General features: G+C 39.2%; 15 protein-coding genes and 1 other annotated feature. Of the genes, 14 read left to right on the top strand and 1 reads right to left on the bottom strand.

Annotation, left to right across the window (positions count from 1 at the left end):
- Nucleotides 1–19: 19 nt before the first annotated feature.
- The gene (locus MK805_RS03545) at nt 20–1,765 is read left to right on the top strand and encodes a peptidoglycan D,D-transpeptidase FtsI family protein (protein WP_240873813.1); all 1,746 of its coding nucleotides are present in this window, start codon (nt 20–22) and stop codon (nt 1,763–1,765) included.
- Nucleotides 1,766–2,138: 373 nt separating this feature from the next.
- Here the strand turns inward: MK805_RS03545 and MK805_RS03550 are convergent, their stop codons facing one another.
- The gene (locus tag MK805_RS03550; protein WP_240873814.1) at nt 2,139–2,789 is read right to left on the bottom strand and encodes a DUF975 family protein; all 651 of its coding nucleotides are present in this window, start codon (nt 2,787–2,789) and stop codon (nt 2,139–2,141) included.
- A gap of 454 nt (nt 2,790–3,243) precedes the next feature.
- On the opposite strand from MK805_RS03550, the gene MK805_RS03555 reads away from it, so the two are divergent.
- The 13 genes from MK805_RS03555 to MK805_RS03615 all read left to right on the top strand — a co-directional run bounded on the left by MK805_RS03555 (nt 3,244) and on the right by MK805_RS03615 (nt 15,429).
- The gene (locus tag MK805_RS03555) at nt 3,244–3,402 is read left to right on the top strand and encodes a hypothetical protein (protein WP_240873815.1); all 159 of its coding nucleotides are present in this window, start codon (nt 3,244–3,246) and stop codon (nt 3,400–3,402) included.
- Nucleotides 3,403–3,455: 53 nt separating this feature from the next.
- Nucleotides 3,456–3,678, top strand: a binding site (T-box leader).
- A 264-nt stretch (nt 3,679–3,942) separates the two neighbouring features.
- On the top strand, nt 3,943–5,232 hold the full coding sequence (locus tag MK805_RS03560) for a bifunctional folylpolyglutamate synthase/dihydrofolate synthase (protein WP_240873816.1): 1,290 nt from the start codon (nt 3,943–3,945) through the stop codon (nt 5,230–5,232).
- Nucleotides 5,233–5,249: 17 nt separating this feature from the next.
- Nucleotides 5,250–6,632, top strand: a complete 1,383-nt coding sequence (gene murC / locus MK805_RS03565) for a UDP-N-acetylmuramate--L-alanine ligase (RefSeq protein ID WP_240873817.1) — start codon at nt 5,250–5,252, stop codon at nt 6,630–6,632.
- A gap of 174 nt (nt 6,633–6,806) precedes the next feature.
- The gene (locus MK805_RS03570) at nt 6,807–7,439 is read left to right on the top strand and encodes an SCO family protein (RefSeq protein WP_240873818.1); all 633 of its coding nucleotides are present in this window, start codon (nt 6,807–6,809) and stop codon (nt 7,437–7,439) included.
- A 133-nt stretch (nt 7,440–7,572) separates the two neighbouring features.
- Nucleotides 7,573–7,857, top strand: coding sequence for a hypothetical protein (locus MK805_RS03575; protein ID WP_240873819.1), 285 nt, complete (start codon nt 7,573–7,575; stop codon nt 7,855–7,857).
- Between the two features lie 272 nt (nt 7,858–8,129).
- A complete protein-coding gene (locus MK805_RS03580; RefSeq protein ID WP_240873820.1) occupies nt 8,130–8,819 on the top strand; it encodes a prepilin peptidase in 690 nt (229 codons plus the stop codon).
- 28 nt (nt 8,820–8,847) lie between these two features.
- The gene (locus tag MK805_RS03585; protein ID WP_240873821.1) at nt 8,848–9,891 is read left to right on the top strand and encodes a hypothetical protein; all 1,044 of its coding nucleotides are present in this window, start codon (nt 8,848–8,850) and stop codon (nt 9,889–9,891) included.
- Between the two features lie 252 nt (nt 9,892–10,143).
- Nucleotides 10,144–10,746 carry a Maf family protein gene (locus MK805_RS03590; RefSeq protein ID WP_240873822.1) on the top strand — a complete coding sequence of 201 codons (603 nt, stop codon included), beginning with the start codon at nt 10,144–10,146 and terminating at the stop codon, nt 10,744–10,746.
- A 13-nt stretch (nt 10,747–10,759) separates the two neighbouring features.
- Nucleotides 10,760–11,440 carry a RadC family protein gene (gene radC, locus MK805_RS03595; protein ID WP_275092322.1) on the top strand — a complete coding sequence of 227 codons (681 nt, stop codon included), beginning with the start codon at nt 10,760–10,762 and terminating at the stop codon, nt 11,438–11,440.
- 64 nt (nt 11,441–11,504) lie between these two features.
- Nucleotides 11,505–12,185, top strand: coding sequence for a septum site-determining protein MinC (locus MK805_RS03600; protein WP_240873824.1), 681 nt, complete (start codon nt 11,505–11,507; stop codon nt 12,183–12,185).
- A 15-nt stretch (nt 12,186–12,200) separates the two neighbouring features.
- Nucleotides 12,201–12,995, top strand: a complete 795-nt coding sequence (gene minD / locus MK805_RS03605) for a septum site-determining protein MinD (RefSeq protein ID WP_240873825.1) — start codon at nt 12,201–12,203, stop codon at nt 12,993–12,995.
- 228 nt (nt 12,996–13,223) lie between these two features.
- The gene (locus MK805_RS03610; protein ID WP_240873826.1) at nt 13,224–14,429 is read left to right on the top strand and encodes an ATP-grasp domain-containing protein; all 1,206 of its coding nucleotides are present in this window, start codon (nt 13,224–13,226) and stop codon (nt 14,427–14,429) included.
- A 256-nt stretch (nt 14,430–14,685) separates the two neighbouring features.
- On the top strand, nt 14,686–15,429 hold the full coding sequence (locus tag MK805_RS03615) for a M23 family metallopeptidase (protein ID WP_240873827.1): 744 nt from the start codon (nt 14,686–14,688) through the stop codon (nt 15,427–15,429).
- Nucleotides 15,430–15,433 lie beyond the last annotated feature (4 nt).

Genomic DNA, 15,433 nt, shown 5'->3' on the forward strand with positions numbered 1-15,433 from the left:
ATAGAATGGTGGCACTAGTATGCAGCATTCGGAAAAGAAAAATAAAGTTCGTTCAGTCATGATTGGGTTCACACTCATGGTGCTACTGAGTTGTGTATTAATACGATTATTGTGGATTCAAACATTTGATTCAAAAGAATTATTAGCAATGGCAGAGAAGCGGTGGGAAAATTCTAACTCCATCTTGCATGCGAAGCGTGGTTCCATCTATGATCGAACCAAACAAGAAGCTTATACATGGGAAGTACCAGGTTATTATTTTGTTGCTGATCCAAGTCAAATTAAGGATGTCTCCCAAACAGCGAAAATATTATCTCCACTACTGGAAATACCAGTTGGAGTGTTAGAAGAGAAGCTTTCTCTTAAAAAAAAGGCTGTTGAAATCAAGTATGAAGGGAAAGGGAAATATTCCCCCTCTATATATAGCAAAATATTTGCTTTAAAGAAAAAAGGTAAAGTTGCTGGTATATATGGATATCCCACACATATGAGAGAGTATAATAGTTCAGAGTTGGCGCATGTATTAGGCTTTTTAAATAGCAATGGTGATGCTGTTGGTGGTGTAGAGCAAGTCTATGATAAATGGCTCCGTGGTGTAGATGGTACCATTAAATATCATAAAGCCAAAAATGGAATGAGGATCTCAGATGGACCAGAAACATTTAAACCGCCTGTAAACGGAAAAGATTTAATCTTATCAATTGATGCTAAAATACAACATGAAACAGAAGACGCAATAAATGAAGCAATGAAAAAATATCAGGCAAAAGGTGCTACTGCAATTGTAGCGGATCCTAAAACAGGCGAAATATTGTCGATGGTAAGTAGGCCTACATTTGATCCCCAAAATATAGCAAAGACTTTTGATCCAGCAAAAAATGGACATAATATTGCCGTTGAGAGTCAATATGAACCAGGTTCCACTTTTAAAATTGTTACATTGGCTGCAAGCATAAATGAAAAGTTATTTAAACCCAATGCAACATTTGCTTCCGGTTCTATTAAAGTTGGAGATCGAACTTTTCACGACTCCAATCGTAGTGGATGGGGGACCATTACGTATCAACGTGCTGTAGAATTATCAAGCAATGTAGGATTTATTCATCTAGGTCAACAACTTGGAGCAGAAAAACTGTCCGATTATATTCGCCGTTTTGGATTTGGTAGTATTACCGAAAAATTTGGGAAAAGAACAGGGATTGATTTACCTGCTGAAGGTAAAGGATATTATTATAATCGCGCCTTGTATCCAGTAGAGTTAGCGGCTAGTTCATTTGGACAAGGTATTTCTGTTACTCCAATTCAACAGATTGCAGCGATCTCTGCTATTGCTAATAATGGTTATTGGGTCAAGCCCCATGTATTAAAAGAAGTAGTGGATCCACGTACCAAGAAAGAAGTGTATCAATATCCTATCACGAAGCATCAGATTATAGAACCACAAACAGCGACAAAAGTAAGGCAAATTTTACGTGGAGTAGTTCTAAATGGAACAGCAAAAGCTGCTAATTCGCCTGATTTTGAAGTTGCAGGTAAAACGGGAACGGCACAGATTCCTGATCCAAAAGGGGGATATATTCCAAATGAATATATTGTATCCTTTATCGGATTTGCTCCTTCCAGCCATCCTGATGTGGTAATATATGTGGCTTTTGACAGGCCGACTATGAATTTTTCCAGCATGTCCGGTGGAGCAATTGCAGCACCTGTTGCCCGTGAAATTTTAGAAAAAATATTACCAATACGCCAAGTAACAAGTAAATAGCCGGTGTATTGACCTTCCAGAGGTACAGCCCGCTATATGAAGATTATGTTTTTCTTATCTACCAAAAAAGACTCTTTGTGATGGAGTCTTTTTTGTCTTTCCTACGTTTTCCTCCTCTTACAAAGTACCGAATACCAATCAGAGGGATAGAGATTGCAGTTGCAAGCAAGATACCTACAAACATGATTCTCAATCCTTTCTTTTGTTTGTCTCTAATTTGCACTTGTTGTATAAAGTTTGCCTGATGCAAAAATGTTTTTTATACATGTATGTCGGCAAGTGGCAAAATGTTATGGTCTAGGGACTATTTTTATTTTTTTCTTAGATGGACACAACAAACCCGCCCGGTTATGTTAGGGCGGGTTTTATCTATCTATTGTTGTCCGCTGACCTTCAAATAAAATTTCGCATTTGTTACATGGATGACAGGAATGAGCCAGAAATATCCGATTCCCAATGTAAGAATACAGAGGATGCCCCAGCCGATAAAGGACAAACTTAGGACAAAATAATGCCATTTATGTCCATGCATGATTTGTATACTCTTTTTCATTGCTTGTCTGACATTTAATTCGGGATGATCAACCAATATATATGGGGTCATAGCATAGCAGTATGCTTTATAAATACCAGGAATGATCAAAAGTAAGCACCATAGCAGAATATAAATACTAGGGACAATAGTCCCTCGAATTGCTCGGAATATCTGTTTTCCATTTTTTAGAAAGATAAATAAATACCGGACGTGAACAGATTCATTACGTGAAATGGATAAAAAGACAAAGGTTAATCCAAAGGAAAGAGTGCTCATTAAGACAAGGGATGTAGCAATATCCAAAACTGTGTACCAGATAGGTTGTTCAATTGGCATTCCATAAGTGAATAAACTATAAAGATTGACAAGTTCACCGATAAGCATCAGGGGAGCATATAAGAAGAAGAAGATCAAAAGGCAAAGGTATACAAATCCCCATCGTCCCTTCAAAGAATGAAAAGCAGATTTTTGTAATTGAAAGTAATGCAATAATTTCACTCCTATTTTATTTTTTTACTAGTGTTGAAAATAGAGGGTATTACGAACACATTTGAAGATTGAGTCTAGTGAGTTGAATGTAGATGATAATAAGCTGTATGGACCGAAGATAAAAAAGGAAATTAATTTCTCTCGCATTTTGTCTGAAATAAATCATATAATTAAGTTTAGATTCGAACCTTTTTAATAGACAAGATGTGAGGTAATATTTAAAAATTGTAAACCTTTACATGTTAAAAGTAAATATATTTTTTATATATAGATAGAACTGAATGCTGTTTTTTGTTTTCAACATGGAATGTTCACCCTTTAGGGTTGAAAGCGAGTATAAAGTATATTACATTGGTTTTTGGGATTTACAATGTGGAAAATATCTGCGAAGTGCGATAGAAGAGAAAAACAAAAATACTCGTAGAGACTTTAATATGAGGGAGGAGCGAGTTTTTTGGAAATGGTCAAATCCTTTGCTAAAAAGTTTTATCGAGGCTTGCTGTTTATTGTTTTGCTTGCTATTTTAATGCTTTGTACGATCTTATTTATTACCTTTTTAGCCGATCCTTCAAGAATGATTGAAACGATTAAAGGTACCTTTGGAATAACATAAGATAATAATGAATAGCTAGTAGCAGTTATGGAGAAAGTTGTATATAATATTACCAACAAGTGAGGATAGGGAAGAGTAAGCATCCCCTTTTATAAAGAGAAGAGAACCCTTGGCTGTGAGGTTTTCGATAAAAGATTGCTGAATGTCGCCCTTGAACTGTCTTTCTGAAAGAAGTAGGAAAGATCGGATGATGTCCGTTATCATGATGAGTGCACAAACTTTTTATTTGTTTGTGAACAAAGGTGGCACCGCGAAACCAGTCTTTTCGTCCTTTGAGATGAAAAGGCTTTTTTATTTATATAAAGGAGTGACGCATTAATTTATTGAACTAAAGTACATCGGACTGAAATGGGATAAATACTGGTAAAAAAAAGGGGAGAAACTTATAAATAAAAACGTGCAAAATAGAAGCGATAATTGCAAATTTACAAACTTAATCTATGAGAGCTAGGACTGTTCTCCTGCCTCTATATATTGACGAATAATCTTCTACCGTGCAAAATGAACAACGAGAAGTTTTCTAAGGAGGAAGCCAAAGGTATGTTGCAAACAGCAAATGATGTCTGGAATTGGTTGTCAAGTCATACTCCTGCAAAAATACGTCCAGGGTTAGAGCGAATGGAACATGTATTGGAAGAGTTGGGTCACCCCGAAAGACGTTTAAAGGTGATCCATATTGCAGGAACCAATGGGAAAGGTTCTGTAGCAGCAATGCTATCGAGTGTATTACAAGAGGCAGGTTATTCGGTAGGACTTTTCACCTCTCCAGAACTTACGCATTGGAGTGACCGTATTCAATTAAATGGAGAAGGAATTCCGGAACAAGAGTTGATTCGCTGGACGGAACGCCTTCGTCCTATCGTAGAAAAGATGGACGAGCCTCCAACAGAATTTGAATATTGGACATTGATTGCACTTTGTTATTTTGCATATGAAGCAACCCCTTGGTTTACCATTATGGAAACTGGTCTAGGTGGGCGATTGGATTCAACCAATGTAGTTTATCCATTAGTCAGTATCATTACAGAGATTGATCGTGATCATATGGAGTTTCTAGGTTCTACCATCGAGGAGATCGCTTTAGAAAAAGCGGGGATTATTAAGTCTGGAGTACCAGTAGTGACCAGTACGAAAGGCGAAGAAGGACTAACAGTTTTGGAAAAGGTGGCGAATGAAAGACATAGCAAATTTTATGCATTCGGCAAAGATTTTGATGTTCAAGCTATTTCACATGATGAGAAGGGGCAATCCTTCCATTTTACCAGCAAAATGTTAGAAGAAAAATTTTGCATCCAGTTAAAAGGGAAGCATCAACTCGCGAATGCAGGGGCAGCTATCATGGCGATTTCCATTCTATGTAGTCAGTATGCGACCATTGTAGAAACAAGTCATTTGGAAAAAGGACTGGCAAAAGCAACTTGGCCGGGACGTATGGAAGAAGTTAGCAGGCATCCAATCGTTTTACTGGATGGAGCACATAATGCATCTGGGGTAAGGGCCTTAGCGGATACCCTACGTAATCATTATACATATGAAAAGTTATTTGTTGTCTTTGCCATGATGAAAGAAAAAGAATCAGAAATGATACAGCCACTTCTCCCGCTTGCCTATCATATTGTAACTACAGAAGTATCGAATCAAAAGCGTAGTCGGACAGCAAAGAATTTGATGGATATCATTTTAGCTCAAAATCCGAACCAATCTGTAGAAGCTATTGCATCTGCCGAACAGGCACTGCAAACCGTCCAAGCGCAAGCAGGACCAGATGATATGATTGTGGTTGCAGGTTCACTATATTTGATCGCCCAAATTAGACCACTATTTATGTAGACATAAGAGAGGATGGGATGAATTTGACAAAACAGCATGTCCATTTTATCGGTATAGGTGGCTACGGCATGAGCGCGATTGCTCGTGTTTTGCTTGACTTGGAATATGAAGTATCTGGTTCTGACGTGGAGAAAAATGCCCTTGTGGAGAAACTTATGGATCGAGGTGCAACTGTTACGATCGGCCACCGAGCGGAGAATGTGATCGGAGCAGACAAAATTGTTTATTCCACCAGTATCGCAGCCGATAATGTGGAATTAGTGGAAGCCACAAAGAGAAGAATTCCAACCTATCATCGTTCCGAAATGCTTGCTGAATTGCTAAACAGCAAGAAGGGGATAGCGGTAGCAGGGGCACATGGGAAGACAACCACTTCTTCAATGTTAGCTCAAACACTGGAAATCTGTGATGTAGATCCAACCTATATCATAGGCGGGGAGATTGTTGGGCTAAAATCGAATGCCAAAGCAGGCAAGAGCGACTATGTTGTGGCAGAAGCGGATGAGAGTGACGGGTCTTTTTTAGCGTATCAACCTCATCTGGCAATTGTTACCAACATTGAAGCTGATCACTTGGAAAATTATGATAATGATTTTGAGAAGTTAAAACAAGCCTATGTAGAATTTATCAATCAAGTACGACCTGAAGGCACAGCAATTATTGGCTGGGATGATGCGCATGTTCGCAGCATTGCACCTCAATTGACCAGTAATGTGATCACTTATGGCATTGACCATCCTGCGGATTATATGGCAAAAGAGATAAAGCCAGAAGGACATCTCATTTCATTTGCCGTTTATCAAGGAGAAGAGCGATTAGGCAAAGTGACCTTACAAAAACCTGGTAAACACAATGTATTAAATGCTCTTGCCGTTGTGATTGCGAGTCTTACACTTGGTCTGTCATTTGATGAAATTGCAGCTGCTCTGTATCAATTTCAAGGAGCGAAACGTCGTTTTCAAATCATTGGAGAAGTAAATCAAGTTCTAGTAGTTGATGACTATGCACACCATCCAACGGAGATCGCGGCAACACTAAAAGCAGCAAAAGCACTAAATCGTAGAATTGTTGTCGTTTTCCAACCACAGCGTTATTCTCGTACACATCTGCTGATGAAAGAATTTAGTGAGTCTTTTGCTGAGGCAGATGAAGTAATTATCAATACACTATATGCACCAGCCGGTGAAGCTCCTATCCCTGGTGTAAGTGCAGAACGTTTGGCAGAATTAATCAAAGAAAACAGCAATCCCAATACGATATTTCTAGCAGAGCATATTCAGGTGATCGATCATCTTATGACCCATTGTAAAGCGGGTGATTTGGTATTTACGATGGGTGCAGGTGATATCTGGCGTGTATCTCATGGCTTGGTAGAAGAACTGAATAAGATTGCAAAATAGCATTATTCTGCTTGAACAAAAAATGATCTAGACACCTTTGAGCCTAGTTCATCGTAGGATGTCCGACATAGCATATATGTCGGCTTTTTGTTTGAGATGTCAGGTAAAATTGAGTTATCTGGGCACCTATGGTAAGGTGAAGGATGGTAAAGTTCAACAAGGGAGGATATTACCTTGGTACATAAAAGTTTAAAATGGGTTTGTTTCATTGTACTTATCTTTAGTGTTCTAATTGGTTGTTCCAAACCAGCCAGCGATGTTCCTAAGCAGACAGCACAAAATGATGTAACCAGTTTAAATTGGCAAGTTCCCAAGTTTCAAGCAACGGATCAAAATGGAAAAACAGTTACGAATGATACCCTGAAAGGGAAAGTTTGGCTAACCCATTTTCTTTTCACTCGCTGTCCTAATATTTGTCCGCCTATGACCGCAAATTTAGCAAAGGTGCAAAAAGAAATTGAAAAAGAAGGCATACCTGCAACAATGGTCTCCTTTACGGTCAATCCGGAATATGATAAACCAGACGTCTTGAAAAAATTTGGACAAGATCATGGAGCCAATTTGACAAACTGGTATTTTCTCACAGGATACTCATTTACAGATATTCAGAAGTTAGGAAAAGATGCTTTTAAAGGTCAGATCAGTAAAGTGGAAAGCAATGATCCCAATACGGTGCTCTATAATCACCCATCGCAGTTTTACTTAGTAGATCAAACCGGGAAAGTTCGCAAGTTTTATGATGGGTTAAAACCAGATGTCAAGCAAATTGCAGCAGATGTGAAGCAGATAGTAGGGAAGGGGAAATAATTCCTTTTTTCGATTAACATGAACAGAGTTAGTTGATCTGATAACTTCTTATTAAGTGGACATTTAGAAAATGATCTATGACTCTGCCGAGAATCATGTTACAATCGATATAACCTAATCCTTTGGAGGACCTGTGGTCGAGAATCACACCCCTGAGGTGTTCGCTGTGTACCGGACCGACGCGGCTCGGGAGGAGCGTCGAATCGATCAGCTCCCGGAAGTTCAGAAGCTGCTCACGCGTGCTCTGACCTTCTGCACCGAAGCATCCAAGACCGCCAGGCAGAACGATGACAAGCCCCTCACCAACAAGGTGGGGCGGGTCGCGATGGCCGCTGAGAAGATCAGCGAGAAGGTCGGAGCGAAGGTACTCGTCCCGGAGGGAGACATCGAATCCCTGAAGCAGCTCCTTGAGGGCTAGGGATGAAACCGCTACTGATACATGTAAATGTATTAGTAGCCGGGGCAGCAACATAATGTTGCCCCAACCCGTAAAATTCACCACCGTACATTGGTGGTTTTTATTTTACATGGGCGATTGTTCCAGCTGTTATGGCATTTATCTGTGTTTCCCTGATGGGGAATGAGCGAGCAGCAAGTTCTGGCAAACTAGCGACCGAATAAAAATTAGGAAAGCAACTCTATCAAAAAGAGTTGCTTTTTTGATATGATAATCTCAAAAAATAGAAATGAATGATAAAATTGGAAGTTTTTTATCTGCTGATTACTGTTCTATGCAGTGGTCTTCTAGGTTTTCATTTGCCATGGATAGGAAAAAGATTGCTGGTTTATCGTAAAATTCCGCTTTCTAACACCAAAGATGTTTCCATCTTTTTAGGTGTTATTGCTAGTTTAGCTGGAGGGATGATTGTATTTCGATTCTCCTTTTTTTGGGAAGTTATGCTAGCAATGATTTTTCTCTTTCTTTTATTACTGATTGGCTGGATAGATTGGCATACTGGCTATATTTTAGATCAGTTAACGATCAGCGGATCGTTAGTCATTGCTGGGATCCAGTTAGTTTGGAACCCTTCTGAACTATCATCCAAACTAGTAGGCAGTATCTCTATTTTTCTTCTTTTATTTCTTTTGGCGAAGACTACCAATCGTTTGGGGCAAGGAGATGCAAAGTTAATGGCGATGTGTGCCCTGTTGATGAATTGGCAGAGTGTATTGTTGGCGATTTGGTTGGCTTCTATTAGTGGGCTCATCTACCTAACAATTGTCTCATTTCGAAAAAAGATAGGCATGCGAAAATATGCATTGCCATTTGGTCCTCATCTCGCCTTTGGATCGTTTAGTTCTTATTTATTTGGGGAACAGTTAAACCATCTTTTTTCCAGCGAAGTTGTTCTATCAATTCTATCAGTTCATATACTCTAGTAACACGTTTTGAGAGAGGGTAGATGAAATGGAAGTAAAAATAGGGACAAAAGTACATGCAAATATAGCCGAAAAGAAGAATAGAGACTCCTTTGAATCAAATGTAAAAATACAGACAAAAAAAACCGGAAAATCGGATTCAAAGCCAAATACAAAACCACGAGTTATACCATTTCCAATGGAAGAAGAGAAAAAGAATGTGATCGACTGGGCATCTCCTGGAAAGCCATTTGCACGTGAGAAAAAAGATCAGCGAAAATTGGTTCATCTATTTATATCGATCGCTGGTGCTCTTCTTGTGGGGACAGTAATGGGTTTTTCTGTATTAGCATTGTTTTTCTCTGATCATCCTAATACAAACAGCAATAGTATAGATGCTCATTTACCGGTAACATCTTCCGATAAAGCACCTACTGTTCAAGAACCAGTGAAACAAAAACCGGTAGCTTCTATTCCTGTGAGCATCAATCTACCCAAACTACAAGTTTCTCTTTTACAAGCTGGTAACTATCAATCTAAAAGTAGTGCAACCAAAGTAGCAGAAAAGTATCGAACCAACGGGTTTGCAGCTGTTATGTCTGATCAAGCACCATTTCGGATTTATCTTGGGGTGGCAGTGAATAAAACAAGTGCCCAGCTGTTAAAACAGCGATATGCTGCAAAAGGGATTACCGTCTTTGTGAAAGATCAGACCCTCGCTGGAAAAGGTCCTAAAATGGAAGGATTAGTTGAAACATTGAAAATGGGAAATCAGTTATTTACCGAGTTGCAAGCTATTTCCGTTACAAGTATTACAAAAGGACAGAAGATTCATATACCGAGTAACTTAAAAGAAAAACAGATGGCTTTTATGAAAGCAAATCAGCAATCAAATCAGCAATCAAATCTTTATCCTGCTGGAACACGTGCTGCAATGATGGAGCTAGCTAGAGGTTTGGATCAATCCGTTCAAGGGGCGATAGAATTTTCAAAGCATCCAAATGATACACTTGCTTGGTTTATTCAAGAAGGTCTTGTTCGTTATATCACGGCTTATGAACATCTTCTCTATTCCCTGAAGGGAAACAAATGATGATGGTTGCGTGATTTTTTGTGAAAATAATGATAAAATATTTCTAGAAACAAAAATTATTTTCTAGAGGATAAGAAATTTTTTCCGTTTTATTTTATCTCCATAAAGAAAGCTATCCCTTTATCCATATCTTTGAGTATTTTTGGATAGGTTTTTCTTTACTTTCTTACTTTGCAGGAGTTCACCAAAATATTGTAGAATAGTACAGTACGTATATTCCCATTTTTGTTTCCCTTAGGAGGAATCACTGGCTTGACTCAGCTTATTCTCGCCTCTTCCTCACCTCGTAGGAAGGAGCTTTTGGAGCAATTATCGCTGTCGTTTGAAATTGTTACTAGTTCCGTGGATGAATCACTGATCGAGCTTACTGAACCTGAACAACTGGTTATGGAGTTGGCACTTCTCAAAGCAAGATCAGTAGCTGCCACCTCTTTTTCGTCTGCTGTCATAATTGGAGCTGATACAGTTGTTTCGATCGATGGTCAAATTCTTGGAAAGCCCGTAGATGAGAAACATGCAATAGCAATGCTTCGCCAACTATCAAACAGAAAACATCAAGTATTTACTGGCATTTCACTTGTAGTGGTAGAAGAAGGACAGATCACACAACATATCACAGATTTCCGGCAAACGGATGTGTGGATGAGATCTTTATCCGAACAAGATATTTCATGGTATGTGAGTACAAGAGAGCCTATGGATAAAGCTGGTTCGTACGGTATTCAAGCATATGGTGCATGTTTTGTAGATCGTATTGATGGATGTTATTTCAATGTAGTAGGTTTGTCACTTCCATTGCTAGAACGAATGTTTCGACAACTTGGCTATCACTTAATGACAGACTTTACGCGCTAAGGGGGGCTAGTTGTTGCTAATTCGGGATCTTCCAACAGGTGAACGTCCAAGAGAGAGGATGATGCGTCTAGGACAAGCATACCTCTCTAACGCAGAGTTAATCGCTTTGTTACTGCGAACTGGTACAGCAGGGTTGTCCGCTACCCATCTCGCAGAGACTTTGCTCAGTAAAACTGGAGGTCTTAGAGGACTTGCCAATATGAGCCTAGCAGAGCTGACACAATTGAAAGGAATAGGACCAGCTAAAGCTATTCAGTTAGTGGCTGGCTTGGAGTTGGGCAGGAGATTTACCAGAGTACAACCTGTCGAGAAGCAGAGGATGCAAACACCAGAAGATGTAGCAAGTTTTGTAATGGATGAGATGCGGTATTTAACACAAGAACATTTTGTTTGTATCTATTTGGATACGAAACATTGTGTTATTGAAAAGAAATGTGTCTTTATTGGAAGTTTAGATGCGGCGGTTGTTCATCCTCGGGAAGTTCTACGTGCAGCGATAAGTGCGAGTGCTTCTGCTTTCATATGTGTACATAATCATCCGAGTGGAGACCCATCACCTAGTCGAGAAGATATCGAAGTAACAGAACTTTTATACCAAGCATCCATCACAGTGGGAATAGACTTATTAGATCATATTATCATTGGTGACCAACGATTTATTAGTTTAAAAGAACGGGGTTTTTTTCCTCTATAAGTAGGAACAGGAAGGAAAAAAGTAGGGTATAGCGAAAGAATAATGGAGATGGGGTGAGATTAGAATGGCTAAAGTAGTAAAACCAAGTGTATTAATCAAAGGTACCAAAGATGGACTTCTTTTCTTTTTAGATGATAGCCTCCCCTTTTCCATAGTGCTTAATGAGTTAAAACATAAATTGTTACATGAAAATGCGTCCCATATCTGGAATGGCCCTGACATGAGAGTGCAAATAAAGTTGGGGAAAAGACAGATTACGAGAAGTGAAGAACAAGATTTACGAGAAGTTTTTTCAGCCCGAAAAAATCTTCACATTCATACCTTGGAATCTGATGGTATACCATATTTATTGGACTCTCCTCGGAAGATGGAAATGCTTACTGGTACTGTTCGATCAGGACAAGTTCTTTCCCATCAAGGAGATTTATTATTACTTGGTGATGTCAATCCAGGGGGTTGTGTACAATCAACTGGCAATATTTTCATTTTAGGTGCACTCCGTGGATTGGCTCATGCCGGAAGTGATGGAGACGAGTCTGTCATCATTGCCGCTTCTATTTTTCGACCGACACAACTTCGAATCCATAATATTATCTCACGACCACCAGATGAGTGGAAAGAATCCGAGAATCACATGCGTTTTGCCTATATAGTCAAAGAACAGATCGCAGTAGATAAGATGAATCATCTCAGTCATATTCGCCCTGAAATGGAATGGAAAGAGATCGGTAGGAAATTTGGCTAGGGAGGAGGACCAGTAATGGGAGAAAGTATTGTTGTAACATCAGGAAAAGGAGGAGTAGGAAAATCTACTACTTCTGCTAACATAGGCACTGCATTAGCGCTAATTGGTAAAAAAGTATGTTTAATAGATACAGATATTGGTCTGCGAAACCTAGATGTCTTGATGGGTTTGGAAAATCGAATTGTTTATGATATTGTCGATGTTATCGAAGAAACCTGTAGAGTGGATCAAGCTCTGATACGTGATAAGCGATGTGAAGAATTGTATTTACTCCCAGCTGCGCAAACGAAAGATAAAAGTGCCATCACTTCCAACCAATTGCGCAGGTTGATAGCTGATTTACGGGATCAATTTGATTATATTCTTATCGATTGTCCAGCTGGCATTGAATCCGGATTTCAACATGCCATCGCAGGCGCAGATAAAGCGGTTGTTGTAACTACTCCAGAGCATACAGCTGTCCGCGATGCCGACAGAGTAATTGGTTTATTGGAAAAAGAACGAATTGCAACACCAAAATTAGTGATCAATCGTTTTCGGAAACAACTAGTGAAAGATGGAGGCATCTTGGATGTAGAAGAAGTTGTTTCTATTTTATCGGTAGATTTATTAGGCGTAATTCCTGATGATGAACATGTGATCCGATCAGGAAATGCTGGGGAACCAGTGGTATGGAATAGTGCCTCTCTTGCTGGCAAGGCATACCGCAACGTAGCACGACGCATCATGGGAGAAATGGTTCCCTTGCTTGTGCAGGAAAAAGAACAAAATATGCTGGTTAAAATGAAGAAATGGCTAGGATTTGCTTGAACTACTGACCCCGAAGGGGGTTTTTTATTTGGGAAAAAATGCATTTCCAATATAGGGTAATATTGTACAAAAATGTATTTTTTTAGGATTAAAAAAGAAAATTCATTCTTTATTACAAATAACTGATTGATTGGCATTTACAAAAAGATATAATTATAATGGGGGAGGATGGATTGATAGGAGTTTTTAGAAGAAAATTCCGTAAATGTAGAAAAAGAGGAGGAACCAATGAGTATCTTAATTTTAAACGCAGTTTCCCATGCAGATTGTCCATATGATGAGTTGTTAGGTGACTTGGGTGAAGAGCTAATTTTGCTCACAGATCGTAGATATGTAGACGGCTACCCTAGACAAAAATACGCCTATATTGAAGCATTTGACTCATACGACGTAAATAGTAACGTTGAACTTCGGGCGATTGAACTGTATGAGACTTACCAATACCATACTGTAATAGCTTTAAAAGAAATGGATATTTTAAGAGCCGCTAGTATTCGAGATTGGTTTGACCTCCAAGGACAGCGTACCGATAGCGCTGAACAATATCGGGATAAAGTGCGAATGAAAGAAGTTGCTGGCGATAATGGTATTCCAGTAACGAAATTCCGCCGTATTCACTCCTCTTTCGATCTCATCCAATTTGTCAAAGAGTATGAATTTCCAGTGGTCATCAAGCCTGTTTTAGGCAGAGGTTCAACGGGAACATGTGTACTTGAAGACAAAACCGCGCTGTCACAATTCATAGAGAAAGGTGTTCCTTTGGAAATCGCAGTAGAGAAGTTTGTAGAAGGCGAAGTGTATCATGTTGATGGAATTGTCCAAGAAGGAAAACTAGAATTTATTAGTGCTTCCAAATACTATGACGCTCCTCTGCATTTTCATACTACTAGTTATCAAGGTGCATACTTATTAACTCCTACAAGCAGGATTGCTGAGAGATTAGTAGAGATGACCAAAAAGTTGCTAGCAAGTCTTGCCACCCCCGATTTCACCACTTTTCATGCTGAATGGTTTCATACTCCTGATGATCAAATTATATTGGTTGAAATCGCGAGTCGAACTGGTGGCGGACGGATAGCTCAAATGAATGAACATGCATTTGGAGCAAATCTATTAGAGGCTTCTTTGCGATTACAATGTGGTAAATCAGTTCCTGTTCCTTCGTTGGAAAAACAAAAACATCCAGATATTTTAGCAGCATGGATGATTCTGCCTCCACACAAAGGTACCCTCCGCTCTCTGCCAACTGGTCAGCCACCAGATTTTGTAGTTGAATACAAATCAGTAGGCAAGATTGGGCAAAATTATAACGACCCTGTAAGTCAAGTTGATCATATCGCCTCTTTTGTAGTTGAGGGGGAGAATGAAGAGATTTTACAGGAACGTGCACAAGCAGCGTATGAGTGGTTTCACCAATCAACTACTTGGGATTAGACAAGGAATTGTAATTGTAAATATTGGTGTAAAAAGGCGACCTACAAGGTCGCCTCTTCCAATTGGAGCTATTTTTTTGTTGGTAATTTTGTTTTGCACCATTTTACTGAGGAAGTCCATACTTTGTGTACCCAGTCGCGGACTTTTGCCATTTACCATACCCTCCTTTTCAAGATGTACACTAGGAGCATATGAAGGACATCTCTGACATATGATTGTACAAATTGGTACGAGCAGTGAGAGGTAGGGATAGCAAATGGCCGATTGGGGATATGAGTTAAATAAAAACAGAGAACAAAAAATTCGCTCATTGGAAAGAAAATTAGAATCGATGAATCGAACACCTACATGGGAGCCGAAAGAAAAGTTTGATGAGATAGATAGGTCATCCATTGTAAAATGGACAGATACACAAGAAGGAAAAGCAAAAAACAATTCCCAAAATGTGTTTCTCATGCAAATGGTAGCTGCAACTATGTTATTTTTGATTACCCTTGTAGGAAGCCGATACCCAGCTACAGAAAGATGGATATCTACTGCTTGGAATCAGAAAATTCCTTATGAGAAAGTAAGTGCTTTTTACCAAGAAGTAGTAGGTAGTCGACCGACTTTGCTGCCTGTGTTTTCAGGTGAAAAAAAACAAGTAGAGAGATGGGCAGCCCCAGTCAAGGGAAAAGTAGTTTTGTCTTTCAATGAACAACGAAAAGGTATCGTCATTCAAACTGCTGGTAAAATGCCGATAACAGCTGCAAAAACGGGTGTGGTTACTTTTGTAGGAAATAAAACAGGTATAGGGCAAACAGTAATTATTCAACATGAAGATGGAAAACAAACATGGTATGGATTTCTTGGTAAGATTCAGTTAAAAGTGAAGGATAAAGTAAAAAGAGGTCAGACAATTGGTCAAGTTACTCCTCGCAGTAATCAGTATTTTGTTTATGTAGCTCTTCAAGAAAATGGTCAATTTATCGATCCTACTGGCATTATTCCTTTTAGGTAGGGCA

The organism is Shimazuella soli, from assembly GCF_022511585.1.
In the GTDB taxonomy this organism is placed as follows: domain Bacteria; phylum Bacillota; class Bacilli; order Thermoactinomycetales; family Thermoactinomycetaceae; genus Shimazuella; species Shimazuella soli.

Bases quoted from the DNA above. Each gene is read 5' to 3' on its own strand.
- MK805_RS03545 (WP_240873813.1), top strand. From the start codon at position 20: ATGCAGCATTCGGAAAAGAAAAATAAAGTTCGTTCAGTCATGATTGGG.
- MK805_RS03560 (WP_240873816.1), top strand. From the start codon at position 3,943: ATGTTGCAAACAGCAAATGATGTCTGGAATTGGTTGTCAAGTCATACT.
- murC (WP_240873817.1), top strand. From the start codon at position 5,250: ATGAATTTGACAAAACAGCATGTCCATTTTATCGGTATAGGTGGCTAC.
- MK805_RS03580 (WP_240873820.1), top strand. From the start codon at position 8,130: ATGATAAAATTGGAAGTTTTTTATCTGCTGATTACTGTTCTATGCAGT.
- MK805_RS03585 (WP_240873821.1), top strand. From the start codon at position 8,848: ATGGAAGTAAAAATAGGGACAAAAGTACATGCAAATATAGCCGAAAAG.
- MK805_RS03600 (WP_240873824.1), top strand. From the start codon at position 11,505: ATGGCTAAAGTAGTAAAACCAAGTGTATTAATCAAAGGTACCAAAGAT.
- minD (WP_240873825.1), top strand. From the start codon at position 12,201: ATGGGAGAAAGTATTGTTGTAACATCAGGAAAAGGAGGAGTAGGAAAA.
- MK805_RS03610 (WP_240873826.1), top strand. From the start codon at position 13,224: ATGAGTATCTTAATTTTAAACGCAGTTTCCCATGCAGATTGTCCATAT.
- MK805_RS03615 (WP_240873827.1), top strand. From the start codon at position 14,686: ATGGCCGATTGGGGATATGAGTTAAATAAAAACAGAGAACAAAAAATT.